This window comes from Thermus caliditerrae (genome assembly GCF_021462525.1).
GTDB classification, from domain to species: Bacteria; Deinococcota; Deinococci; order Deinococcales; family Thermaceae; genus Thermus; species Thermus caliditerrae.
In genome coordinates, this window is sequence record NZ_JAKEDT010000002.1 from 107966 (window position 1) to 131067 (window position 23102).

Here is a 23102-nt window from a genome sequence, read left to right on the forward strand (position 1 = left end):
TTCATTCCAGGACTACCCGGAGCCGGCCCAGGCGGTAGGCGAGGGTCAGGGTGCTTCCGTCCCGGAAACGGAGGCGCACCCCACCCCTTTCCAAAACAAAGCCCGCAAGCGCCTCCGCCCCCTCCCCCTGGGCGAAGCGGGCGAAGGCGTCTTGGCGCAGGTAGAGGAAGCCTGCCTCGAGGAAGACCTGGGCCTCCGTGCCCTGGCGGTTCAGCGCCACCCGCTGCACCCTCTTGGCGAAGGCCTGGGCTTGGTTCACGGGGTGAAGGTCTCCTCCGAGGGGCGGCCGTAAAGGCCCTTTCCGTAGTAGAGGAGGGAAAGGCCGGGCTTGGGCCTGCCCTTCTCGTCCAAGAAAGCCTCCTCCTCCCACACCGCCACCACCTTGCCCACGAAGAGGTCGTGGTCGCCGAAGGTGCGCACCTCGAGGAGCTCCAGCTCGTAAGCGGCGTAAGCCCCCTCGAGGACGGGCACCCCGGTGCGCCCCAGGAAGTGGGGCACCCGCCCCTTGTCCACCTCCCGGCCCGAGACGCTCCCCAGCCACTGCACCAAAGCCGCCTGGGCGTGGGGGTGGAAGCTTACGGCAAAGCGGCGGGCCTCCAGAAGAAGCCCGTGGGTGAAGCGTTTCGGGCTCAAGGCCACCCCGAAGAGGGGCGGGTTGGCGGAAAGGCCGGTGTTCCACACCGCGGGGCAGAAGTTCACCCGCTCCCCAAGGCGCACCCCCACCACCGCGGGGACCCCGGGGTAGTAGTGGTAAAAGGCGGGCAGGGGGCCTTGGACGGGATAGGATCTCATTGGAGCTCCTCCTTACGCACCTCCAGGGTCTTGCCCTCCTCCAGGTAGAGCTCCACCGTGCCCTTCAGGGGGTTCAGCTTCTGCACCTTGCCGCAGACCCCCTCCTTGGTGCACACCCGGGCGTTCTTGCGGGGGAGCTCGGCCAGGAGTTCCTGGTACACGGGGTGCTCGTAGGCCAGGCAGCACAGCAGCCTGCCGCAGGGGCCGGAGATCTTTTCCGGGTTCAAAGGCAGTTGCTGGTCCCGGGCCAGCTTGATGGAAACCTGGGCGAAGCCTTGAAGCCAGGTGGAGCAGCAGGACTCCATCCCACAGGCTCCCAGGGTCCCCAAATAGGCGGCCTCCTCCCGGGGGCCTTCAGCCAAAAACTCCACCCGCACGTCAAAGCGCCCCGCCAGCTCCCGGCTGAAGCGCTTCAGGTCCACCCGTTCCTGGGCGGCGTAGTGCACCAGGAGGTGGCGGCCATCCAGGGTGAGGTCGCACCCCAAGACCTTGGCCTCCACCCCCTCCTCCCGCAGACGGGCCCGCAGGTAGAAGAGGGCCTCCTCCGCCCGGGTCCGAAGCCGCACCGCCAGGTCCAGGTCTTCTTTGGTGGCCAGGCGCACCACCTCCCCGGCCTCCTTGGCCTTGGTGGGGGGAGTGCGCACCTTGCCCAGCTCCAGACCCCTTCCCGTGCGCACCACCACGTAGGCCTCCAGGGGCGGGGGCTCCCCCTGGAAGCGGAAGTAGCGGAGCAGGGGGGTGCGGAAGCGGACGCCCACGGTCATGCTTCTAAGTCTAAGACCAGGCGGGCCAGGACCAGGTCCGGGCTCACATACCGCTCCAGGGCCTCCCGGGCGGCCTCGAGGGCCAAAAGCGCCCCCGGAGCATGGCGGAGAAGAGCGTAGAGGGCGAAAAACCCCTCCTCCTCGGCGAGGAGTTCCCTTAGGAGGACCAAGCGCTCCAGGGGAGGGGCCTGGAGGAGCGAGCGGGCCTTCTCCATGCGGACCCGGAAGAGGGTGGGGTCCGCCAGGGCCCGCTTGAGCCGCCCCGGAGCCCCGGCGGCGTAGGCCAAAAGCGCCTCGTCCTGGGTGAGGAGGCGGAGCTTTTCCTCGGGCACCGGCCCGAAGGAGACCTCCAGGGCCCGGCTGGCCAAGGTGGGCAGGAGGGTGTCCCGGCTCGGGGCCACCAGGACGATGCGCCCGTAGGAAGGGGGCTCCTCCAGGAGCTTCAGCAGGGCGTTGGCCGCGGTCTCGGTCAGGAGATGGGCGGAGTCCAGGATGGCCACCTTCACCCGCTCCCGGGGATGGGTGGCGAAGAAGGCGAAAAGCGGCTCCACTTCTTCCAAACGCACCTCCTTCTCCCCCCGGAGGCCCTTGCCCTGGGGGCCGATCTCCAGTACGTCCGGGTGCTCCGCCAACGGGGGGGGAGGGAAACCCCGGTTGAGCCCCAAGGCGTACCAGCGGGCCACGGTCCGCCTACCCACCCCCTCGGGCCCAGAGAAGAGCAAGGTGGCGGCTGAAAGGCGGGGCAGGAGCTCCAAAACCGCCTCGTGGCCGATTATTCCCCAAGGGTCAGCCGGGTGTAGAGCCACTCGGGGAACCCCTCCTCCCGCAGGCGGCGGGCCACCTTCTCCAAGTCATAGCCCACGCGAAAAAAGGCGATCCGCTCCTCCTCCCAAAGGGCGAAGGCCGCCCCCGGCACCCCATCCCGGGGCTGGCCCACGGAGCCGGGGTTGACCAGGGCCCTCACCGCCGGGGGCAGGATGAGCTCCCCCCCCTCGGCAAAGCGCTGGTAGCGCACCCAAGGCCGGGGGCCGGAAAGCTCCAAAAAGGCCCCCGCCAGATGGGTGTGCCCATGGAAGGCGAGCCGGGCCTCGGTACAGGCGAAGCCCTGACGGGCGGGCTCCAGGTCGTCCAGGTACTCCATGGGGTCGCAGGGGGATCCGTGAACCAGAAGGGTCCCCTCCACCTCCCTCCGCCAGGGCCAGGAGGCCAGGTACTCTAGGTGCGCCCGGGAAAGGCGCGCCCGCTGCCAGGCCAGGATCTCCAGCACCGCCCCCTCCTTGGGCAAGGCCTCCAGAGCCAAAAGCCAGGCGTCGTGGTTGCCCAAGACGCCCTCCGCCCCCACCTCCATGAGCCAGTCCAGCACCCGGTCCCCGTCGGGGTAGTAGCCCACCGCGTCCCCCAGGAAAAGCACCCGGTCAAAAGGGGGTGTGGCCTGGAGAACGGCCTCCAGGGCGGGCCAGTTCCCGTGGATGTCCGAGAGGACCAGGTAGCGCACGGGGCTTAGGATACCATGAGAACATGACCGCGGACCTGTTGGAGCAGCTTTCCCAGGACCTCGAGGTCCTCTCCCAGCACCTCCGGGCAGGCCTGGACGAGTTCGGCACCCTCTACGGCTACCTGGAGGGGCAAAGGGGTGGGGGCACCCTCCTCCTCCACGCCCCCTACGGGGAGGCCCTCCCCGTGCTCCAGGCCCTGAACGGCCTGGCCTTCCGGGGGCGCATCCTCCTGGCCCTGGACACCTCCTACCTCTCCCCCACCCTGGAGGGCATGCCCCTCTCGGGGCCGGCGCAGGCCCCCCTGCTCCACCTCCTGAAACGGGTCCGCCCAGACCGCCTTCTCCTGGCCTTCCCGGGAAAGGGGCTTGGGCTTTTCTACCCCGGGGGCAAGGAGACCCAGGAAGGCTGGCAACCCCTGGAAGCTTCCGGCGAGCCCTTGCGCCTCCAGGTGGAAGCCCCCACGGGCCTGCGCTACGGGGAGGTACGGTGGTACGAACCTTGGGAAACGCCTCCCCTTGCAGTGGACCTACCTGTAGGGGAAGGCCCCTACTGGGGCTCGGTGGGGCGGAGCTTGGGTATTCCCACCTACGGGGTGGGGCTGGTAGACTTGAGGGCAAGCCTGGAGGCTATCCTGCGCCTCTGGTAAAGGGAGGGAGAATATGGTCTACATCGCGCTGTTTGCCTTGGGAGCGGCCCTGGTAACCTTGCTCTTCTACCTGATCCTGAACCCCCGCGTCCTTACCACCGAAGGGGAAACCTTTGACCTGCGCTTCATCCTCTTCATGCTGGCCCTGATCATCCTCTCCGCCTCCACCGTGGCCCTGATGCTCATCTTGGGCCGCATGTACCACCTGCTCTAGGCCTAAGTACCCGCACGCAAAGGTTGCCCCATCGGCCAAGGCCAAAGCAGCGTGCTCATGGCCTCCTTGGGGCCCCCCCCCCCCCCCCNAGTTCCCCCTGGAGGTAGCGCAGGTCTTTCTCCAGGTGGCGTCGGGTGGCCTCGAGGACCGGCAGGAACTCCTGGGGAAACTCATGTTGCAGGTGGGCCATACAGACCAGAAGGCCTTCCACCATGGCCTTCTCTTGCGCCCGCCGCCTCTTGCCGCCGCGGAGAGCGCTTCTTGCCAGGTGCTCCAGCCGCCGCACCACGCACACCCGGGGCTCCCCCCCCACCCCGGCGCAGGGAAGCCCTTCCGCCCCCCCGCAGGCGGCGTAGGCTGTGGGGTAAAGCGGGGCCAACTCCGGATGCCCCAGAAGCGCTGGTCCCAAAGGACCCGCATGGGCCGCAGCCAGGCGCAGGTAAAGCGCATGGCGAGCCCGGCGGACCTCCACTTCCATAGCCCCATCCTAGGGAGGAGGCGCCGGGACAAATGCCCCAAACGCTCCCTCAGGAGGCGATCTGAAAGGGGGACCGCAGGCCCGCCAGGGCGATGGCCCGCGCCTCCTCCGGGGCCCAGGAGAGGGCCAATACCCCCCGGTAGGCCCTGAGGGCCCGCTCCCGTTGTCCGTCCATGTCCAAGAGCTGCCCCAAGCGGGCCAGCACGTACCCCGGAAGGTAGCCGGGGTGCTGGAAGTCCATGCGGAAGACCTCCTCCATGAGCTTCAGGGCCTCCTGCCACTCCCCGGCGGCCAGGTAGACCTGGGCCGCCAGGTAGAGGGCCTCGGGGCTTCCCACCCCGAAAAGCCCCTCCAGAAGGCCAGCCCAATCGTCCTCCTCCCTGAGCTGCCAGGCCCGATCCAAAAGGGCCCTTTGGCGCTCCTCCTCCGTGGGCTCGTGGGCCTTGGGCCGGGCCTCGGGGAAGCGCTCGGCCAAAAAGAGGTAGTCCAGGAGGTCAGCCACCACCGCCCCCTCCTGGGGCAGGGCCTCCGCCACCTTGGCCATGCGCCGGGCGCGGAAGCCGGTGGCCGGCCCCTCTCCAAAGGCCTGGGCAAAGCCCTCATAGACCTCCCGCAAACGGCCCAAGAAGGTTTCCGAGCCCAGGGCCTCGGGGGTGAGGGGGGTCTTGAGGAAGTCCAGAAGGGCCTCGTCAAAGGCCCGCATCCCCTCCAGATGGGAAGCCCCCAGGGGGTGCTGGGCCAGGACCTCGCGGAAAGCCTCAGCTTCCCCCTTCAGATGGGCCTCTTCGTCCAGGGGCACCACGGGGATGCCCTTGGCCTCCGCCCAGGGCAGGAGGTGGAAGAGGAGGGGATCCTCCTCCCGCCAAAGCCCTTCTCGCAAGGCCTCCTCCGAGTGGGAGGCCAGGTAGAGGACGGGGGGCTCGGCTTCCTCCAAGAGGGCCAGGACCGTGGCGGCGTTGTAGCGTGGATGCAGGATGTGGAAGGGCCCGAGGGAAGGTAGAAGCAACATCCTCACCATCTTAGACCTCAGGGAGCGGAACTACCGCCTGGCGGTGGTGAACGGCTGGCTGGTGTGGCTGGGGGACACGTTTTTGAACCCCAACATCGTCCTCGCCGGCTTCGCCGCCAAGCTGGGAGCCCCAGGGGCCCTGATTGGCCTCCTGCCCGCCCTCCTTCAGGCCGGGGGCATGATCCCCCAGGCCTTCTTGGCCCCCTATGTGGCCCGCTTTCCCCGCAAGATCGTGCTCTACCGCCGGGTGGCCGCCCTCAGGCTTTCCGGGGTGGTGCTCATGGCCCTTTCCGCCTTTGTGCTGGGGCCTTGGCCCCACCTCCTCTTCCCGGGCTTCCTCCTGGGCCTTCTCCTCAACGCCCTCTTCACCGGGGTTTCCAGCCTTCCCTTCTGGGAGGTGGTGGCCAAGACCATCCCCCAAGAGCGGCGGGCTGCCCTCTTCTCCGCCCGCAATCTGGTGGGGGGGCTCCTGGCCTTTCTGACGGGCTTCCTGGTGCGGGAGGTCCTGGCCCTGCCTCTTCCCTTCCCCCTTCCCTACGCCCTCCTCTTCGCTCTGGGGGCTCTGGCTTTCGGTACGGGCTGGTACCTTTTCGGCCTCACACAAGAGCCGGAGGAACCCCCGAAGGAGGAGCGGCTGGACCTCCGCCTGCCCCTAAGGAGCCCAGGCTTCCGCCGCTACCTGCGGGTGCGGGTCCTCCTGGGGCTGGCGGGGATGGCCGAGCCCTTCTACGCCGTCTACGCCGTGCGGGCCCTGGGGCAACGGGAAGAACTGGGACTTTACCTCTCCCTTTACGCCCTGTCCTTCACCCTCTCCAACCTGCTTTGGGCCAGGTTGGCGGAGCGGGGTTCCAAGAGGGTGCTCCAGGCAGGGGCCCTCCTGGCCCTCCTCGCTCCCCTTTTAGCCCTCTTCCTACCCCCTTCCCTGTTCGGCCTGGTCTTCCTCCTCCAGGGAGCCTACCTGGCCGCCGTGGGTCTCGCCACCACCACCTACCTCCTGAACCTGGCCCCGGCGGAGGAACGGGGCGCCTTCATCGGCCTGGCCAACACCGTGGCTGGAGTCTTCGCCTTCGCCACGGTGCTGGGGGGCTGGGTGGCGGACGGGCTGGGCTACCGCGCCCTTTTTGGGCTGGCAGCGGCCCTTTATGCCCTGGCCCTCTACGCGGGGCGGAAGCTGCCCCAGGGAGGCTAGAGGGGGTATAGTGAGGAGCATGACGGTTTACCTGCCGGACGGGAAAGCCCTCGAGGTCCCCGAGGGCGCCACTGCTTGGGACGTGGCCCAAGCCATCGGCCCGGGCCTGGCTAAGGCGGCGGTGGGGGCTTTGGTGGACGGCGAACTCTACGACCTCCTCAAAGCCCTGCCCGCGGGGGCCCAGGTGCGCATCCTCACCGAAAAGGACCCCGAGTACCAGCTCCTTTTCCGCCACACCCTGGCCCACGTCTTGGCCCAGGCGGTGAAGGAGTTCTTCGCCGAAAAGGGCCACGACCCGGAAAGCGTGAGGCTAGGGGTGGGTCCGGTGATCGAGAAGGGCTTCTACTACGACATCGACGCCCCCGAGCCCATCTCCGACGAGGACCTCCCCGCCATAGAGGAAAAGATGCGGGCCATCATCGCCAAAGACCTCCCCTTACGCCGCTACGTGGTGCCCCGGGAGGCAGCCCTGGCCCGCTACCAGGGCAAGGACCCCTACAAGACCGAGCTCATCCTGGACCTGCCCGAGGACGAGGAGATCAGCTTCTACCAGCAGGGGGACGAGGCCTACGGCTTCACCGACCTCTGCCGCGGACCCCACGTGCCCTCCACGGGCCGCATCCCCCCCCACTTCAAGCTCACCCACGTGGCCGGGGCCTACTGGCGGGGGGACGAGAAACGGCCCATGCTCCAGCGGGTCTACGGGGTGGCCTTCCGCACCGCCGAGGAGCTTAAGGAATACCTCTGGCAGCTGGAGGAGGCCAAAAGGCGCGACCACCGCCGCCTGGGGCGGGAGCTGGAGCTTTTCCTGATAGACCCCATGGTGGGCAAGGGTCTGGTGCTCTGGCTCCCCAAGGGGAACGTGATCCGCGAGGAGCTCATCGCCTTCATGCGGGAGGAGCAGATCAGGCGGGGCTACCAGCTGGTCACCACCCCCCACATCGGCAGCCTGGAGCTTTACCGGACCAGCGGCCACTACCCCTACTACGCGGAAAGCCAGTTCCCCCCCATAAGCTTTAAGGAGCGGGGGGAGGAGGAAGAATACCTTCTCAAGCCCATGAACTGCCCCCACCACATCCGCATCTACGCCTTCAAGCGCCGCTCCTACCGCGAGCTTCCCCTGAGGATCGCCGAGTTCGGCACCGTCTACCGCTACGAGAAGGCGGGGGAGCTTCTGGGCCTCACCCGGGTGCGGGGCTTCACCCAGGACGACGCCCACCTCTTCTGCACCCCAGAGCAGGTGAAGGCGGAGTTCTTGGGGGTCTTGGACCTGGTGCTGAAGGTCTTCGCCACCTTGGGCCTCAAGGACTTCCGCGCCCGCATCGGCACCCGGGATCCCAAAAGCGACAAGTACGTGGGGGACGAAGCCAAGTGGGCCTTGGCGGAAAGGCAGATTGAGGAGGCGGCCCTGGAAGCTGGCCTGCACTACACGGTGGAGGAGGGGGACGCCGCCTTCTACGGCCCCAAGCTGGACTTCGTGGTCAAGGACGCCCTGGGGCGGGAATGGCAGCTCGGCACCATCCAGGTGGACTACAACCTCCCCGAGCGCTTCGGCCTCACCTATGTGGGGCCAGATGGGGCCGAACACCGCCCCGTCATGATCCACCGCGCCCCCTTCGGCTCCTTGGAGCGCTTCATCGGCATCCTCATCGAGCACTTCGCCGGGGACTTCCCCCTGTGGCTCGCCCCGGTGCAGGTGGTGGTGGTGCCGGTTTCGGAGAAGCAGGAAGACTACGCCCAGGAGGTAACGCAGCGGCTCAAGGAGGCGGGCCTGCGCGCCGAGGCCGACCTCCGCCCCGAGCGCATGCAGGCCCGGATCCGGGACGCGGAGGTGCAGAAGGTGCCCTACGTCCTGGTGGTGGGGGAAAAGGAAAAGGCCGAAGGCAGCGTGAGCGTCCGGCGCCGGCACCGGGGGAACCTGGGGGCCATGCCCCTGGCCAGCTTCCTCGAGGCCGCCCTCAAGGAGTACCGGGAACGCCTCCTGGAACCCCTCTTCTGATGCGGGCCCGCTCCACCCTCTTCACCCTTTTCCTGGAGTACGCCTACCCGGAGAGGCAGGCCCGGGTGCGGGACCTCGTGGCCATGATGGAGGCGCTGGGTTTCTCCGAGGCCGCGGTGCGGGCCGCCCTCTCCCGGAGCGCCAAGAGGGGCTGGGTAGTCCCGGAGCGCGTGGGGCGCACCACCTACTACGCCCTCTCCGACCGGGTCTATTGGCAGGTGCGCCAGGTGCGGAGGCGCCTGTACGAGGCCCCGCCTCCTTGGGATGGCCGCTTCCTCTTGGTCCTGCTGGAAGGGCCGAGGGAGCGGGGAGAACGGGAGCGCTTCCGGCGGGAGATGGCCCTCTTGGGCTACGGGAACCTGCAAAGCGGGGTCTACCTGGGAGCGGGGGTGGACCTCGAGGCCACCCGGGAGCTCCTCTCCTTCTACGGCCTTTCAGCCACCCTGTTCCAGGGAGCCCACCTGGGGGCTAAGGAGGAGGTCCTCCGGGCCTTCCCCCTGGAACAAGCCGAGGCCCAATACCAAGCGCTCTTCCCCCAAGAGGTGCCGCAAGGCCCCCTTTCGGCCTTCCAAGCCCTCACCCGCTTGGTGCACGCCATGCGCAAGGTGCTCTTCCTGGATCCCCTACTGCCCCCAGAACTCCTGCCCCCCGGCTACGCGGGGCTGGCCGCCCGCCGGGAATTCCAGCGGCTCCGCGAGGCCTTGTACCAACGGGCCGAGCCCTTCTTAAAGGAGCTTGCCCTTCCCCTTTCAGCCCTCTCACCCAAGGCCGGGTAAGCTTGGGGGCATGAGGCGACCCCTTCTGGCCGCCCTGATCTTCGGCACCCTGGCCCAGGCCCAGGTGGCCATCCCCTTCTGGCACACCGCAGGCCCCCCAGGGGATGCGGTCTTGGAGGAGGCCATCCGGAGCTTCAACCAGAACCAGCGGACCTACCGCATTGAGGCCCGCTATGTGGGCGACTACCGGGAAGCGGGGGTAAAGCTCCTCGCCGCCCTGCGCTCCGGCGGGGCTCCGGTGCTCTTCCACGGGGAGCTTTCCTTCCTGCCCCGCCTGGCCCAAGAGGGCGCCGCCATCCCCCTGGACCCTTACCTCAACGGCCTGCCCAAGGACCTCTACCCGGAGATGCTCCGCGCCACCCAGGTCAAAGGGAAGACCTTTGGCCTTCCCCTGGGGCTTTCCGTGCCCGCCCTCTACTACAACAAAGACGCCTTCCGGGCCAAGGGCTTGAAGCCGCCCAGGACCTGGGCCGAGGTGGAGGAGGCCGCGGGGAAACTCACCAGCCGCACCGCCAAGGGCCTGGTGGTGGCCACCGACATCTGGAGCTTCAACGCCATCGTCATGAGCCTGGGCGGGAGCCTGGTGAGGGACGGCTTGCCCGCCTTCACCTCCAAGGAGGTGGTGGAAGCCTTGGAGATGCTCCACCGCATGGTGCAGAAGGGGCACGCCCAGGCCCGGAATCTGGCGGAAGCCCAGTTCGCCGTGGCCGATTTCCTGCGCACTAAGGCCTTCATGGGCCTGGGCCCCACCACCGCCCTCCCCGTGGTGCTCGCCCAGACCTCCCTGCCTTTCCAGGTGGGCATGGCCCCCGTGCCCCGGCGGGAAGGGGGCGCGGTGCCCCTCTCGGGGGCGGCCCTGGCGGTCTTACGGGGGGCAAGCCCGGAGCAGACCCGGGGGGCGGTGGCCTTTTGGCTCCACTTCCTCGAGCCCAAGCGCCAGGCGGAGTGGGTGCGCACCACCTGGTACCTGCCCCTCCGGAGGGAGGCGGAGCGGGAGCTTGGGGACTTCCTGAAAGACCCCGAGCGGCAGGTGGTCTTCACCCAAGCGGAGCTGGGCCGCCCCTGGAGCCAAGACCCAGAGATGGTGGTCTGGTATGGCTTCCTGGAGGAAGCCCTGGAAAGGAGTCTGAAGCAAGGGGTGAGGCCCCAGTTGGCTCTGGAGGAGGCTCAAAAAAAGGCCATGGCGGTAGAGCGGCGGTAGGTCCTTGAAGGGTCCCTGACCGGGCAGGTGGTAAAATCCGCCCCATGAGAAAGCTTTGGCCCCTCGCCTTCTTTCTGGTCACCGCCCTGGCCCAGACGGACGTTTCCTTCTGGCACTCCATGGACGGCCCTGCGGGGCGGCTCCTTTCCGCCTTTGCCCAGGAGTTCAACGCCAGACAAGCCCAGTACCGGGTGTCGCCCCAGTACGTAGGGGACTATCGGGATGCGGAAACCAAGCTGGTGGCCGCCCTGCGCACCGGGGCTCAGCCCGTCCTCTTCCAGGCAGAAATCTCCTTCTTCCCCCGGCTGGTGGGGGAAGGCCGCGCCCTGCCCCTGGACCCCTACTTGAACCTGGAAAAGGCCTTCGTGGAGGACCTCTTTGAGCCCGCCTGGAACTACGGGGTGATGGAAAGCAGGCGCTACGGCCTTCCCCTGAACACCTCCACCCCTGTCCTCTTCTACAACCTGGACGCCTTCCGGGCCAAGGGGCTCAAGGCGCCAAGGAACTGGAAGGAGTTTGAGGAGGTGGCCAAAGCCCTCACCTCCCGTCAGGCCAAGGGCTTCATCTTCGTGACCGATCCCCAGGCCTGGCTCTTTGAGGCCATGGTTACCAGCCGCGGCGGGAACCTGGTGCGGGAGGGCAAGCCCAACTTCACCTCCAAGGAGGCCCTCGAGGCCCTGGAAACCCTCCAGCGCCTGAACCGGGCCGGAGCCCTCTCCGTGCGCAGCATGGCCGAGTCCACCTTCGCTCAGCTGGACTTCGTGCGCACCAAGGGGATGATGGTCATGGCCTCCATTGCCAACTGGCCCGCCGCGGAAAATTTCTCCTTCGCCTTCACCCTGGGGGTGGCCCCTGTGCCCCGGGAACCCGGAGGCAAGGTGCCCATGGGCGGGGCCCAGCTGGTGGTCCTGAAAGGGGCCTCGGAAGCCCAGGTGCGGGGGGCCTTGGAGTTCTGGCGCTACCTCATGGAGCCCCAAAACGGGGCCCGCTGGGTGCAGGCCAGCTACTACGTGCCCGTGCGCAAATCGGCCATCCCCCTCCTGGAGGGCTTCTACCGGGAAAACCCCTTCCGCAAGGTGGCCTTCGAGCAGATCGCCCAGGCCCAGGAGCGCCCCCGCGTGCCCCAGTTCAGCGCCTGGGCTGGTATCTTAGCGGAAGCTTTGGAAAAGAGCCTCAAAGGGGGCGTGCCGCCGCAGAAAGCCCTGGAGGAGGCCCAGCGTAAAGCTGAGGCCACGCGCTGAGGCCCTAGAATGGCAGGGATGCGTCTGAGCTTTAGCCCCTTCAACGCTGGGATGGGCTACGAGGAGGCCTTCCGCCTGGCGGCGGAGCTGGGGTTGGACCTGGAGGTACCCTACGACTTGCACGAGGCCCTGGCCCTTCCCGATGCCAAGGCCTTGCGGGCCACGGGGGAAGCCTTGGGGGTGGGGTTCACCCTGCACCTCCCCTTCGTGGAGATGAACCCGGCCAGCCTCATCCCCAGCGTGCGGGCCCTTTCCGAGGAACGCCTCAAGCGATCCTTAGAGTTCGGCGAGGCCCTGGGGGCCAAGGTAGGGGTGCTCCACACCGGCCAGGTGCCGGTGCGTCACCCCCTGGCCCTGGACCTGGCCCGGGAAGCCTTGGAAAAAACCCTCTCCGCTCTCCTCCCCCTCCCTTTCCCCGTCGCCCTGGAAAACCTGGCCCTAGCCGAGGAAGACCTCCTCCGAGGTCCCGAGGAGCTCAAGGCCCTTCTGGAACGCTTCCCCCAGTACGGCTTCTGCCTGGACGTGGGCCATGCGCTGGTGGAACTCGGCCCTCGAGGGCCCCTCCTCTACTGGGAGGCCCTGGGGGACAGGCTTCTCCACCTTCACCTGCACGACAACCACGGCAAGCGGGATGACCACCTCCCCGTGGGTAGCGGGGCCGTTCCCTGGGAGAAGTTTGCCCCCCGGCTTGCAGGCTTCACCGGGACAGCGGCCCTGGAAGTGGGCGGAGGCAGCCAGGGGGTGCGGCAGAGCCTCGCCCGCCTGAAGGCCTTTCCTGTCCGCTGAGCCAGCACCCCTGAGGGACATCTGTCCTTGCCGGGGGGCCTTTATAGTAGTGGGGTGGGGGTTTGTACCCCTCTTCACAAAGGGAGGCAGAATGGTTGTAGACCGGATTGAGGTGTACTTGGACGGGGCAACGGAGCCCCTGGCGGTGCTGAAGGAACCCCCCTACCGTCTGAACCTGGACACGCGGAAGCTCCCCGATGGGGAACACACCCTGAGGATCGTCACCCACTTCCGCGGGGGAGGCCAAGAGCTACGCGAGATCCCCTTCACGGTGAACAACTACCCCGATGTTCTCGTGTTGGGTGTGGATGAGGGGAGCGAGGTTTCCGGCAACGTGGAGCTTCGCCTGAGCGTGGGCGAGCCCGAGCTGCCCGTGGAGCCGGTGCGCTTCAACCCCATTTGGTACGTGGTGGCCTCGGTGGTGGTCCTGGGCGGCATCTGGGGCTACTTCGCCCTGAGCCCAGCCACAGAGAAGATCGTGGCCCAAGTGGCCCCTCCTGCCCAGGAAACCCAGGCCCACGGCGGCCAGGCGACCCCTGCAGGCAACGTGGACCAGGCCTTGATGGAAAAGGGTAAGTCCCTCTACGAGGCCAACTGCGCCGCTTGCCACCAAGCTGGCGGCCAGGGCATGCCTCCGGCCTTCCCCGCCCTGGCGGGCAACGCCAACCTGAAAGACGCCCAGATGATCCTGAACGTGGTCAAAAACGGGCGCGGCGCTATGCCTGCGGTGGGCGCGGCCTTCTCGGACGAGGACCTGAAGGCCGTGGCCACCTACATCCGCAACAGCTTCGGCAACAGCTTCGGCCCGGTGGAATAGGGGGTAGCATGTACCGTAACGACCCCATCGTTCCCACCTTCGCCCTCATCTTCGCCGCTGGACTCTTCTACATGGCCTACCTGGACGGGATCCACATTGCCCGCCTCCTGGGCCACACGCCCGAGGAGCTCTCCGTAGGCCAGATCGGCCTCATGGCCTTCGGCGCTGTCCTACTCCTTTATGGCCTCATCGGCCTTGTTTCCTACTGGCTGGAAGGGCTGGAGCTCCGTCCTGGCCGCCACTTCCCCACCCCCTCCACCACACCTGTGGTGGTGGGCGTCCTTTTGGTCCTCCTCCTCACGGCCCTTTCTGGGTTCTTCGTCCGGCTCATCGGTTACTCGGCCCAGACCGGCCACAACCCCACCTGGCTCCAAGGCGCGGTCTTCGGGGCCATCAGCCTGGTGGTGGCGGCCCTTCTCGGCATCTACAAAAAGTTCTTCGGCCGCGATGAAGCCATCACCGAGGAGGAGAAGAGCCACTTCCCCTGGTAAGAGGTGAAGCATGGACGAACGCGAGCTTCGCTTACGCACCTCCCGCAGGCGGCTCTTCTTAAAGACCGCCATCGGCACGGGTATCGGCCTCTCCCTGGTCTCCGCCTTCTACGTGGGAGCGAGCCTCCGCCCCAAAGCTGAGGTTACTCCGGAAAAAGAACCCTTGAAGCCAGGTGATATCCTGGTCTACGCCCAAGGGGGAGGCGAGCCCAAGCCCATCCGCCTCGAGGAGCTGAAACCCGGAGACCCCTTCGTCCTGGCCTACCCCATGGACCCCAAGACCAAGGTGGTGAAGAGCGGCGAGGCCAAGAACACCGTTCTGGTGGCCCGCTACGCTCCAGAGGAGCTTTCCCCGGAGGTGGCCCAGCACGCGGTGGAAGGGGTCGTGGCCTACTCCGCGGTCTGCACCCACCTGGGCTGCATCGTGAGCCAGTGGGTGGCGGACAAGAAGGCAGGCCTTTGCCCCTGCCACGGGGGGACTTTTGAGTTCGCCCAGGGGGCCCGGGTCATCGCAGGCCCTCCGCCCCGGCCCGTGCCCCAGCTTCCCCTGAAGGTAGAGGGGGGTGTGCTGGTAGCCGCCGGGGAGTTCCTGGGCGAGGTGGGCGTCAAGGCTGAGGGCGGTCACTGCCACCATGAGCACGTCTAGGAGGAGCACATGTACAAGTGGCTTGACGAACGCCTAGACCTCACCGGCCTTTACCAGAAGGTCCTGCGCAAGGCCTTCCCCGTGCACCATTCCTTCTTCCTGGGGGAGATCACCCTCTTCGCCTTCATCGTCCTGGTCCTCACCGGCGTCTTCCTCACCCTGAACTTTGAGCCCTCCATCCGCGAGGTGAAGCTCCCCGACGGGCGCACGGTGCCCGCAGCCTACGCCAGCGTCCTTTACATCGACAGCCTCCCCTTCGGGGCGGTGATCCGGAGCCTCCACCACTGGTCGGCCCACGTGATGATCGCCGCCGCCTTCTTGCACATGCTCCGCATCCTCCTCTCGGGAGCCTACAAGAAGCCACGGGAGCTCAACTACCTGGTGGGTCTGGCCCTCTTGGGCCTGGCCGTGGTCACCGCCTTCACCGGCTACGCCCTCCCCTACGACAACTACGCGGTAACCGCCACCCGCATCGGCTACGGTATCGCGGGCTCCATCCCCTGGATCGGAAGCACCCTTGCCCAGGTGATGTTCGGCGGGGAGTTCCCCGGCTCGGCCAAGTCCATCCCCCGGCTCTTCAGCCTGCACGTCCTCTGGCTCCCCCTGCTGCTCATGGCCCTCATCGGGGGCCACCTGGCCATCATGATGAAGCAGAAGCACACCCAGCCCCGCTACGCGGAGCGGGTGGCTCCGGGCAAGATCCTGGGCGTGCCCATGTACCCCCAGCAGATGGTGATGATGGGGATCCTCTTCGCCCTCTACGTGGGGGTGATGACCTTCATCGCCGGGGCCTTCCTGGCCCACCCCATCGAGGCCTTCGGCCCGCCCACCCCCAACACCCCGGCGGTCAAACCCGACTGGTACTTCCTCTGGATCTACGGCATTCTCCAGCTCATTCCCTCCACCTGGGAGTTCCACCTCTTCGGGGCCACCATCGGGCCGGAGTTCATCGGCGGAGCGGTGGTGCCGGGAATCTTGGCCTTGGTGGGCCTTCTCCTTCCCTTCGTAGATACCCGCAAGGACAAGATGCGCTACATGGAGCTCCCGTCGGAGCGCCCGGTGCGCACCAGCGTCATCCTGGCCCTCTTGATGTTCTTCCTCATGACCTCCTTGGCCGGGTACAAGATCGACTTCCAGCAGCAGGGCTCCATCCTGGGCAACAACGCCGTGCTCTGGACTCTGGTCCTGGGGGGGCCTCTCCTCACCTACCTGGTTTCCTACACCTTGCTCCGCATCTTCTACGGGAAGAAGGGGGAACAAGAAGAAGCGGCCCTCTGAGCTAAGTACCCCGTCGTGGCTTTCNAAGGAAAACACCCCCGCCTTTTAGCGGGGGTGCCATTCCAGAATCAGGGTTAGGAGGACTTTTCCTCCTCGAGGCCAAGGCTGGCCAGGAGGTCGCCGTAGAGGTCGCCCAGCTTCACGCTGGTGCTGGTGGTGGGCACGGCGGAGGCGTCGTAGAGGTTGTACTCGGCCACGGCCCCGTACTCGTACTCCCGGCGCTCCTCGCGGCGGCCGGAGGGCTTGCGCTTGGCGCGGGCCTCCTTGCCCTTGGGCCGACGGGGGCGCTCCTCTTCGGCCTTGGGGGGCGGAGGAGGGAGGAGGCGCTTGCGGGAGAGGGAGATGCGCTGCTCCACCGGGTCGATGTTGAGGACCACCACCTCCATCTCGTCCCCCTTCTTGAAGAGGGCGGCGGGGTTTTCCACCCGCTGGTGGTCCAGCTCCGAGACGTGGACCAGGCCTTCCATGCCCGGCTCCAGCTCCACGAAGACCCCGAAGTCGGTGATGCCGGTAACCCGGCCCTTGACCACGGTGCCGGGAGGGTACTTCTCGGTGAGGAGCTGCCAGGGGTCGGGCTGGGTCTGCTTGAGGCCCAGGGAAAGGCGGCGCTCGGCGGGGTCCAGTCTAAGGACCACGGCCTCCACCTCGTCGCCCTCCTTGACCACCTCGGAGGGGTGCTTGGGCCGCTTGGTCCAGGAGAGCTCGGAGATGTGGATGAGGCCCTCGAGGCCAGGCTCCACCTCCACGAAGGCCCCGAACTGGGTGAGGCCCACCACCTTGCCCCGGACCCGGGTGCCCACCGGGTACTTCTCCGCCACCTGCGTCCAGGGGTCGGGGATGAGGGCCTTGATGGAGAGGTTCACCCGCTCCTTGGCGGGGTCTACGGAGATGACCTGGGCCCGCACCTTCTGCCCCTTGTGGATCACCTCCTTGGGGTGGTTGAAGCGGCCCCAGGTGATCTCCGAGCGGTGGACCAGGCCGTCCACAGGGCCCAAATTGACGAAGGCCCCGAAATCGGTGACGTCCACCACGGTTCCCTCCACCACCTGGCCCGGGGTAAGGCTCTGGAAGAAGGCTTCCTTGGCCCGCTTCTGCTCCTCCTCCAAGACCGCCCGGCGGGAGAGAAGGACCCGCCCCTTCTTGCGGTGGAACTCGATGATCTTGGCCAGGATCTGCTGGCCCACGTACTCGTCCAGGTTGGGGATGCGCCGGAGGTCCAGCTGGGAGGCGGGGATGAAGGCCTGCACCCCATCCAGCTCGGCGACCACGCCGCCTTTGACCTTCTCCTTCACGGTGACGGTCACCGGCTCGCCCTTTTCATAAAGCTCCTGGATGCGGTCCCAATGCTCCGTGGCCTCCACCTTCCGGCGGGAAAGGAGGATCTGGCCCGTTTCCGGGTCCACCCGGAGCACCTGCACCCGCACCTCGTCCCCGGGCTTCAGGAGGCCCTTAAGCTCCTCCTCGGGAAGAGGCTTCTCCGTGAGCTGGTTGAAGGGGATGATGCCTTCCGTCTTCGCGCCGATGTCTACCGCCACACCTTCGGAACCCACCAAGACCACTTTGCCCGTGAGGACCTGGCCAGGGCGCACCCGCTTTTCCAGGCGGGCCTCGGTCTCCTGGAGGGCCTCCTCCATGCTGAAGGTCTTTTCTGGGGTCTGGGTCGCCTTTTCTTCCATGCCGCCTCTTTCCTCCTTACGCGCCTTCTTTGAAGAAGGCGGGCGCATCTCGCGCGCGTCCACACGAAAAGGAGGGGGAGAACGCTCACTCCCCACTTCCGTGTGAACCGGCCCCGAAGGGCATACCCTTCCTTTATACCACGGGGGGCATGGCTTGCCAAGAGGCACCGGGCCCGGCCCGGCGGGTGATAATGGTCCCATGGAAACCCTGGAATGGATGAAGGGGAAGCTGCCGGAGTTTTTGAAGGACCTCGAGGCCTTCGTGCGCCGGGAATCCCCCTCGGGGGACCAGAGGGCCCTGGAGGAGGCCGCCGCCTTCTTGGAGGAGGCCTTCGGGCCCCTTAAGGGGAGGCTCTCCCGCAAGAACACCCCCCTGGGCCCCGTCCTCCTCCTCAAGCGGGAAGGCCGCGGGGAGCCGGTTCTGGTCCTCTGCCACTACGACACCGTCCACCCCAAGGGAAGCTTTCCGGAAGCCTTCCGTCTGGAGCGGGACCGCGCCGTGGGCCCCGGGGTCTACGACATGAAGGGGGGCATCCTTGCCCTCCTCTACGCCCTGCGCCACGCCGAAGCCACGGGAAGGGAGCTTCCCGCCCTGGAGGTGCTCTTCACCCCCGACGAGGAGGTGGGCTCCAAGGAGAGCCGCCCCCTCATCGAGGCCGCGGCCAAGAAGGCCCGAGCTGCCTTGGTCCTCGAGCCCCCCACCGCGGAAGGGGACCTGAAGGTGGCGCGCAAGGGGGTGGGGCTTTACCGGCTGAAGGCCATGGGCAAAGCCGCCCACCAGGGGGTGGAGCCGGAAAAGGGGGTGAACGCCATCCTGGAGCTCGCCCACCAGATCGTCCGCGTGGTGGGGTTGCAAGACCCCGCCAGGGGCACCACCCTCGGCCCCAACGTCCTGCGGGGGGGCACGGTGAGCAACGTGGTGGCGGAGGAGGCCTGGGTGGAGATCGACCTGCGGGCTTGGACCCTAGAGGAGGCCCGGCGGGTGGAGGAGGGGCTCAAATCCCTGAGCCCTGTCCTCCCTGGGGCCCGGCTGGAGCTTTCCGGGAGGCTCAACCGCCCCCCCATGGAGCCCACCCCAGAAAGCCTGGCCCTTTTTGAAAAGGCCCGGGCCATCGGGGAGACCTTGGGCCTCTCCTTGCGCCCGGGGCGGGTGGGCGGGGGGTCGGACGGCAACTTCACCGCCGCCTTGGGCGTGCCCACCCTGGACGGCCTGGGGCTTTACGGTGGGGACGCCCACCAGCGCACGGAGTACGTGGTGGTTTCGGAGATCCCGCGCCGCGCGGCCCTCTTGGCCGAGCTCCTCTACGCCCTATGAGCCTTTCCCCTTCCGCGGCCAAGGTGCAGAAGGCGTTGGAAGCGCGGGGCTTTGGGCACCTCAGGGTAGAGGAGCTTCCCACCCCCACCCGCACTGCCCAGGAGGCCGCGGAGGCCGTGGGGGCCGAGGTGGGGCAGATCGTGAAGAGCCTGGTCTTCGTGGGGGAAAGGGGGGCTTACCTTTTCCTAGTGAGCGGGAAGAACCGCCTGGACCTGAGGAAGGCCGAGGCCCTGGTGGGTGAACCCCTGCGCCAGGCCACCCCGGAGGAGGTGCGGGCCCTCACGGGGTTCGCCATCGGCGGGGTGCCGCCGGTGGGCCACAAGGTTGCCCTCCCCGCTTTCCTGGACCAGGACCTCTTGGCCTACCGGCAGGTGTGGGGGGCAGGGGGAACCCCCAAGGCCCTTTTTGCCCTGACCCCGAAGGAGCTCCTGGCCCTCACCCATGCCCATGTGGCAGACCTAAAGGAGGCTTAGGGTGTGGCCCTTCCGCAAAGACCCCCATGTGAAGCCTGAAGGCCCTCTGGCCTTCCGGGTGCGGGTGCGCACCAAAAGCGGCGAGGTGGTGGAGTTAAGGCTCTCCAAGAGCCTGGAGATCAGCCCCACCGAGGAGGGCTACTACGTGCGCAAGGAGATCGTGGCCCCGAAGAGCCTGGACCGGGCGGTGCTGGAAATCTGGTTTGACCGCCGCTACCGCCCGGTGCGCAAAAGCCTTGAGGGGGGAGAGCTTATCCCTATTCGGGAGTGGAGCGGCTAGAATAAAGCCATGGAAAAGGTTCTTCTGCTTCTGGGCCTCTTGGTCATGGTCTACAACGTCTTCTACGGCCTCCGGCTGAAGCGGGCCATCCCCGGCGGGGTCATGGGGGAGAGGGGCGGGCAGATGCTGGGGCTCATTGCCTTCTTCGCCCTGGCCTACCTGGTGGTGCTCCTCCTCACCTGGAGCGAGCCCTCTAGCCTCCTCCTCCTGCTCCTCTCCCTCATCCTCCTGCTGGGAGCGGTCTTCGTCTACATGGTGCTCCGCCTGGTGGACGCCATCGTGGCCTCCTTGTAGCCATGGTCTTCCGCCGCAACCCCAACCCCCCCGAGGCCGACTGGAAGCCCTCCCCCGAGGAGTGGCGGGTCTACACCCTCTGCGACGGGCGGCGCACCGAGGAGGAGGTGGTGCGGGAAAGCGGCCTGGGGGAGGAGGCCTACCTGGTCCTGGCCACCCTCCTCAAGCGGGGCCTTATCCTGCCGGTGGAAGGGCCTAAGGAGCTCTGCCGTAAGCTCACCGATCTCCTGAAGCAACGTTTGGGCCCCAAGGCGGAGCCCTTCGTGCGACGCCTGGAGGGGTGCGAAAGCCGGGAGAGCCTCGAGGAGGAAGCCCTGAGGGTGGCCCTCAAGGTGAAGCTCACCTTGGACCGCAAGGCCGGGGAAGAGCTGGAAAAAACCATACGGGAACTCTTCCGCTGAAGGCCCCACCGGGCGCCCAGGGGTAGGCCCTTGGGCTCAGCGGGGCGGTATCCAGGGCTCCCCCCGGAAGAAGCCGTAGACCAGGCGGGCCACCACCGGCCCCAGGAGGACCAGCCCCAGGAGGTTGGGGATGGCCATGAGGCCGTTTAGGGTGTCGGAGATGGCCAAGAAGGCCTCGAGGCCCCCTAAAGGCCCCACCAGGGCCAAGACGGCAAAGGTAAGGCGGTAGGGCCAGCGGATCCCCTCCCCAAAGAGGAAGGCCGCGGCCTCCTCCCCATAAAAGCCCCAGGAAACCATGGTCCCCAGGGCAAAGACCGCCACGGTAAGGGCCAGGACCAGCCCGCCCAAGGGGTGGGCCTGGAAGAGGGCCTGCGCGGCCTCGGCCGCGCTCCCCCCCTGCCGCCAAAGCCCCGAGGCGATGAAGGTGAGGGCGGTGAGGCTCGTGACCAGGAAGCTCACGAACATCTCTGTAACGCCCCAGAAGCCCTGGCGCACGGGGTGGTCCACCTGGGCCTGGGCATGGGCGATGGGGGCCGAACCCAAGCCCGCCTCGTTGGCGAAGATGCCCCGGCCAAGCCCGGCGTTGATGGCGGCAAAGAGGCTAAAACCCGCCGCCCCGCCCAAGGCCGCCTCGGGGCTGAAGGCCGCCTGGAAGACCAAGGCTAAGGCCTCGGGGATCTTCCCCCCGTAGCGCACCAGCAGGGGAACCACCGCCACCAGGAAGAGGAGGAGCTTCAGGGGCACCACCACCTGGGCGAAGCGGGCCACCCGCACAATGCCCCCGCCCAGCACCACCCCCACCAGGAGGGCCAGGAAAAGGCCCACCAGGGCCGGGGGGGCTCCCAAGGGCGCCAAGGCCCCACCCACCGCCCCCGCCTGGGAGAGGTTGCCGATGCCGAAGGCGGCCACGGCCGCGGAGAAGGCGAAGAAGTAGGCCAGAAAACGGAGCCTGGGGAGACCTCGGTAGAGGTAGTACATGGGCCCGCCGGAAACCGAGCCGTCGGCAAAGCGGCGGCGGAGGTGCACCGCCAAGGTAGCCTCGGCGAACTTGGTGCCGGTGCCGAAGAAGTAGCCGAGCCACATCCAGAAAACCGCCCCTGGGCCCCCCACCAGCACCGCCGCCAGCATGCCCAGGAGGTGGCCGGTGCCCACGGTGGCGGAGAGGGCCACCATGGTGGCCTGGAAGGGAGTGATCTGCCCGCCGAAGCCAAAGGCCCGCTCGCGGATGGCCCCCAGGGTTTCGCTGAAGGAAACCCGCATCATCCGCAAGGGGGCGCTGAACCAGCGGATCTGGAAAATCACCAGATAGGCCCCCACCAGGAGGAAGACCAGCTTCATGGGAAAGCCGTATACGATCCGGTTCAAAGCGTCGTTTAGGGCAAGGATGTCCATGGCTACACCTCCGGCACCACCTCCACCTTATCCCCCCGCCTGAGGCGCAGGCGCTTGAGGTCCTCCTCCAAAAGCCCAAGCCGCCCCGGGATGTTGGGCCGGGGGCGCACTTCCATCACCACCCCAGGGGGCTTCAGGCGCAGCCGGAAGCCGTGGCGGATGGCCCGAGCCCATTCCGCATAGAGGGCCTCGTCCACGTAGGCCACCCCGGAGCCCGGCCCGTAGATGGGGAGGACCAGGAGGGAAACGGGCGGCACCTCCACCAAGGGCACGGCCTCGAGGACGCCCATTTGCAAAAGGGTGTGCAGGATCCGCGCCAGGCGCAAGACCCCGGGGGCCAGAAGCACCTCGGCGATGCGCTTCCCCTCCACCTGGGCCAGCACCCGGAGGGCCTCCGGGCCAAGCTCCACCTCCTTCCCCCCGGTAGGCAAGCGCAGCACATAACCCCAGTCCGAAGGCAGGGAAAGGGCCTGCCACGCGGCCTGAGCCTCCGCCAGGCGGGCGGGTACGGCAAGCCCCCCCAGCAGGGTCGTGTGCGGGGGGAGGACCTCGGCCTCAAAGGCGAAGGGGGCCCGCTTGAGCCCCGCCAGGAGGTCCAAAGCCTCCTCCCCTTCCAAGGAGCGCTCCCCCGACTGCACCCGGGCGTGGGCCACCTGGCCGCCCCGCAGGTAAACCTCCCCTTCCAGGTGGGGGGAACGGATGCGGAGCCGCCCGGTGCGGCCAGCCCCCATGAGGGCGCCCACCAAGGCCGGGAAAGGGAACTCCGCAAGGTTGCCCTCAAGGTGTCCCGACGGCTGCCCCAGCATTCCCCCCCGTTTTACCACGCCGCCTTCCAAGCGTCCAGGCAGGGTATTCTTAGGCATGAACCTGCTTCTCCTGCACGGCTTTACCTCCCATTCCCTCCTCGCCCTGGGCCCCCTGCCCGAGGTGCTGAGGATGGCTGGATTTGGGGTGATCCAGCCCGCCCTCCCTGGGCACGGCACCCACCCGGAAGACCTCCCCAAGGTGCGCTGGCAGGACTGGCTGAAAGCGGCCCAGGACGCCTACCCAAAGCTCCCCGAACCCAAAGGGGTAGTAGGGCTTTCCATGGGCGCCCTCCTGGCCCTCATGCGGCGCACACCAGAGGTTCTTCCCCGCGTGCAGGCCCCTGCCTTGGTGGTGGAGGCGGGGCGGGACCGGGTGGTGGCCCCTGCCGGGGTCCGGGGCCATTTCGCCATCCTAAGTACCCCGTCGTGGCTTGCGCCACGATGGGGGCCCCAAAAAAACCATGAGCGCACCACCTTGGCTTTGGCCGATGGGGCAACCTTTGCGTACAGACGCTTAGGAAGCCCCCGCAAGGAGTACCTGGTCTTCCCGAAGAGCGGCCACGACCTCCTCCTGGACCGGGAACAGGTAGCCCAGGCGGCACGGGACCAGCTTCTTGCTAATAGTAATCACTTGCAATAGAA

At 67.4% G+C, this 23102-nt stretch carries 28 protein-coding genes; 18 read left to right on the plus strand and 10 right to left on the minus strand.

What is annotated here, in order from left to right; all coding sequences use genetic code 11:
• Position 1 precedes the first annotated feature (1 nt).
• Genes L1088_RS02420 through L1088_RS02440 form a run of 5 tightly spaced genes read right to left on the minus strand, consistent with a single transcriptional unit; the run spans position 2 to position 3051 of the window.
• The gene (locus tag L1088_RS02420) at positions 2-259 is read right to left on the minus strand and encodes a hypothetical protein (protein ID WP_038048259.1); all 258 of its coding nucleotides are present in this window, start codon (positions 257-259) and stop codon (positions 2-4) included.
• Positions 256-792, minus strand: a complete 537-nt coding sequence (locus L1088_RS02425; RefSeq protein ID WP_234553566.1) for a flavin reductase family protein — start codon at positions 790-792, stop codon at positions 256-258. Before L1088_RS02425 ends, L1088_RS02420 begins: the two co-directional genes overlap by 4 nt.
• Complete coding sequence (locus tag L1088_RS02430) at positions 789-1556, minus strand: PSP1 domain-containing protein (protein ID WP_234553567.1); 768 nt, start codon at positions 1554-1556, stop codon at positions 789-791. The genes L1088_RS02425 and L1088_RS02430 overlap by 4 nt, the downstream gene beginning before the upstream one ends.
• The gene (locus L1088_RS02435; RefSeq protein WP_234553568.1) at positions 1553-2362 is read right to left on the minus strand and encodes a DNA polymerase III delta subunit-related protein; all 810 of its coding nucleotides are present in this window, start codon (positions 2360-2362) and stop codon (positions 1553-1555) included. The genes L1088_RS02430 and L1088_RS02435 overlap by 4 nt, the downstream gene beginning before the upstream one ends.
• On the minus strand, positions 2329-3051 hold the full coding sequence (locus tag L1088_RS02440; protein ID WP_234553569.1) for a metallophosphoesterase family protein: 723 nt from the start codon (positions 3049-3051) through the stop codon (positions 2329-2331). Before L1088_RS02440 ends, L1088_RS02435 begins: the two co-directional genes overlap by 34 nt.
• 23 nt (positions 3052-3074) lie before the next feature.
• Here L1088_RS02440 and L1088_RS02445 point away from each other — a divergent pair, with 23 nt between their 5' ends.
• Both L1088_RS02445 and L1088_RS02450 read left to right on the plus strand, forming a co-directional pair.
• The gene (locus tag L1088_RS02445; protein WP_234553570.1) at positions 3075-3698 is read left to right on the plus strand and encodes a hypothetical protein; all 624 of its coding nucleotides are present in this window, start codon (positions 3075-3077) and stop codon (positions 3696-3698) included.
• 13 nt (positions 3699-3711) lie between these two features.
• Positions 3712-3912 (plus strand): hypothetical protein, encoded by a 201-nt coding sequence (locus tag L1088_RS02450; RefSeq protein WP_038048272.1) that lies wholly within the window; start codon positions 3712-3714, stop codon positions 3910-3912.
• A gap of 55 nt (positions 3913-3967) precedes the next feature.
• Here L1088_RS02450 and L1088_RS02455 read toward each other — a convergent pair whose 3' ends face one another.
• The gene (locus tag L1088_RS02455; RefSeq protein WP_234553571.1) at positions 3968-4390 is read right to left on the minus strand and encodes a hypothetical protein; all 423 of its coding nucleotides are present in this window, start codon (positions 4388-4390) and stop codon (positions 3968-3970) included.
• A 49-nt stretch (positions 4391-4439) separates the two neighbouring features.
• Positions 4440-5408 (minus strand): tetratricopeptide repeat protein, encoded by a 969-nt coding sequence (locus L1088_RS02460; RefSeq protein ID WP_234553572.1) that lies wholly within the window; start codon positions 5406-5408, stop codon positions 4440-4442.
• Between L1088_RS02460 and L1088_RS02465 the strand changes: the two genes are divergently transcribed.
• The 10 genes from L1088_RS02465 to L1088_RS02510 all read left to right on the plus strand — a co-directional run bounded on the left by L1088_RS02465 (position 5365) and on the right by L1088_RS02510 (position 15823).
• A complete protein-coding gene (locus tag L1088_RS02465; protein WP_234553573.1) occupies positions 5365-6588 on the plus strand; it encodes an MFS transporter in 1224 nt (407 codons plus the stop codon). The two genes, L1088_RS02460 and L1088_RS02465, sit on opposite strands and share 44 nt — an antisense overlap.
• A gap of 19 nt (positions 6589-6607) precedes the next feature.
• On the plus strand, positions 6608-8587 hold the full coding sequence (thrS, locus tag L1088_RS02470) for a threonine--tRNA ligase (protein ID WP_234553574.1): 1980 nt from the start codon (positions 6608-6610) through the stop codon (positions 8585-8587).
• Positions 8587-9363: a PaaX family transcriptional regulator C-terminal domain-containing protein gene (locus L1088_RS02475; RefSeq protein WP_234553575.1), complete on the plus strand. Its 777-nt coding sequence runs from the start codon at positions 8587-8589 to the stop codon at positions 9361-9363. Before thrS ends, L1088_RS02475 begins: the two co-directional genes overlap by 1 nt.
• Before the next feature lie 10 nt (positions 9364-9373).
• A complete protein-coding gene (locus tag L1088_RS02480; RefSeq protein ID WP_234553576.1) occupies positions 9374-10564 on the plus strand; it encodes an ABC transporter substrate-binding protein in 1191 nt (396 codons plus the stop codon).
• Positions 10565-10608: 44 nt separating this feature from the next.
• Positions 10609-11805, plus strand: coding sequence for an ABC transporter substrate-binding protein (locus tag L1088_RS02485; protein ID WP_234553577.1), 1197 nt, complete (start codon positions 10609-10611; stop codon positions 11803-11805).
• An 18-nt stretch (positions 11806-11823) separates the two neighbouring features.
• Positions 11824-12591 carry a sugar phosphate isomerase/epimerase family protein gene (locus L1088_RS02490; protein WP_234553578.1) on the plus strand — a complete coding sequence of 256 codons (768 nt, stop codon included), beginning with the start codon at positions 11824-11826 and terminating at the stop codon, positions 12589-12591.
• A 91-nt stretch (positions 12592-12682) separates the two neighbouring features.
• Positions 12683-13408 carry a c-type cytochrome gene (locus tag L1088_RS02495; RefSeq protein WP_038048287.1) on the plus strand — a complete coding sequence of 242 codons (726 nt, stop codon included), beginning with the start codon at positions 12683-12685 and terminating at the stop codon, positions 13406-13408.
• Positions 13409-13416: 8 nt separating this feature from the next.
• The gene (locus L1088_RS02500; RefSeq protein WP_234553579.1) at positions 13417-13899 is read left to right on the plus strand and encodes a cytochrome C; all 483 of its coding nucleotides are present in this window, start codon (positions 13417-13419) and stop codon (positions 13897-13899) included.
• 10 nt (positions 13900-13909) lie between these two features.
• The gene (locus tag L1088_RS02505; RefSeq protein WP_234553580.1) at positions 13910-14545 is read left to right on the plus strand and encodes a QcrA and Rieske domain-containing protein; all 636 of its coding nucleotides are present in this window, start codon (positions 13910-13912) and stop codon (positions 14543-14545) included.
• Positions 14546-14554: 9 nt separating this feature from the next.
• Positions 14555-15823: a cytochrome b gene (locus L1088_RS02510; RefSeq protein ID WP_234553581.1), complete on the plus strand. Its 1269-nt coding sequence runs from the start codon at positions 14555-14557 to the stop codon at positions 15821-15823.
• Positions 15824-15897: 74 nt separating this feature from the next.
• On the opposite strand, the gene L1088_RS02515 is transcribed toward L1088_RS02510, so the two are convergent.
• A complete protein-coding gene (locus tag L1088_RS02515) occupies positions 15898-17499 on the minus strand; it encodes a 30S ribosomal protein S1 (protein ID WP_234553582.1) in 1602 nt (533 codons plus the stop codon).
• Positions 17500-17698: 199 nt separating this feature from the next.
• On the opposite strand from L1088_RS02515, the gene L1088_RS02520 reads away from it, so the two are divergent.
• Genes L1088_RS02520 through L1088_RS02540 form a run of 5 tightly spaced genes read left to right on the plus strand, consistent with a single transcriptional unit; the run spans position 17699 to position 20262 of the window.
• Positions 17699-18814 carry a M20 family metallopeptidase gene (locus L1088_RS02520; RefSeq protein WP_234553583.1) on the plus strand — a complete coding sequence of 372 codons (1116 nt, stop codon included), beginning with the start codon at positions 17699-17701 and terminating at the stop codon, positions 18812-18814.
• Entirely contained in the window at positions 18811-19287 is a 477-nt protein-coding gene (locus tag L1088_RS02525; RefSeq protein ID WP_234553584.1) for a YbaK/EbsC family protein, read from the plus strand. The genes L1088_RS02520 and L1088_RS02525 overlap by 4 nt, the downstream gene beginning before the upstream one ends.
• Position 19288: 1 nt before the next feature.
• A complete protein-coding gene (locus L1088_RS02530) occupies positions 19289-19567 on the plus strand; it encodes a hypothetical protein (RefSeq protein WP_234553585.1) in 279 nt (92 codons plus the stop codon).
• 9 nt (positions 19568-19576) lie between these two features.
• Positions 19577-19861 (plus strand): hypothetical protein, encoded by a 285-nt coding sequence (locus L1088_RS02535; protein ID WP_038048307.1) that lies wholly within the window; start codon positions 19577-19579, stop codon positions 19859-19861.
• Between the two features lie 2 nt (positions 19862-19863).
• The gene (locus L1088_RS02540) at positions 19864-20262 is read left to right on the plus strand and encodes a hypothetical protein (protein WP_038048308.1); all 399 of its coding nucleotides are present in this window, start codon (positions 19864-19866) and stop codon (positions 20260-20262) included.
• A gap of 36 nt (positions 20263-20298) precedes the next feature.
• Here the strand turns inward: L1088_RS02540 and L1088_RS02545 are convergent, their stop codons facing one another.
• Positions 20299-21654, minus strand: coding sequence for an alanine/glycine:cation symporter family protein (locus L1088_RS02545; RefSeq protein ID WP_234553586.1), 1356 nt, complete (start codon positions 21652-21654; stop codon positions 20299-20301).
• Between the two features lie 2 nt (positions 21655-21656).
• A complete protein-coding gene (locus L1088_RS02550) occupies positions 21657-22460 on the minus strand; it encodes a DUF4388 domain-containing protein (RefSeq protein WP_326490747.1) in 804 nt (267 codons plus the stop codon).
• 55 nt (positions 22461-22515) lie between these two features.
• Here L1088_RS02550 and L1088_RS02555 point away from each other — a divergent pair, with 55 nt between their 5' ends.
• Positions 22516-23100: an alpha/beta hydrolase gene (locus L1088_RS02555; RefSeq protein WP_234553587.1), complete on the plus strand. Its 585-nt coding sequence runs from the start codon at positions 22516-22518 to the stop codon at positions 23098-23100.
• Positions 23101-23102: the final 2 nt, after the last annotated feature.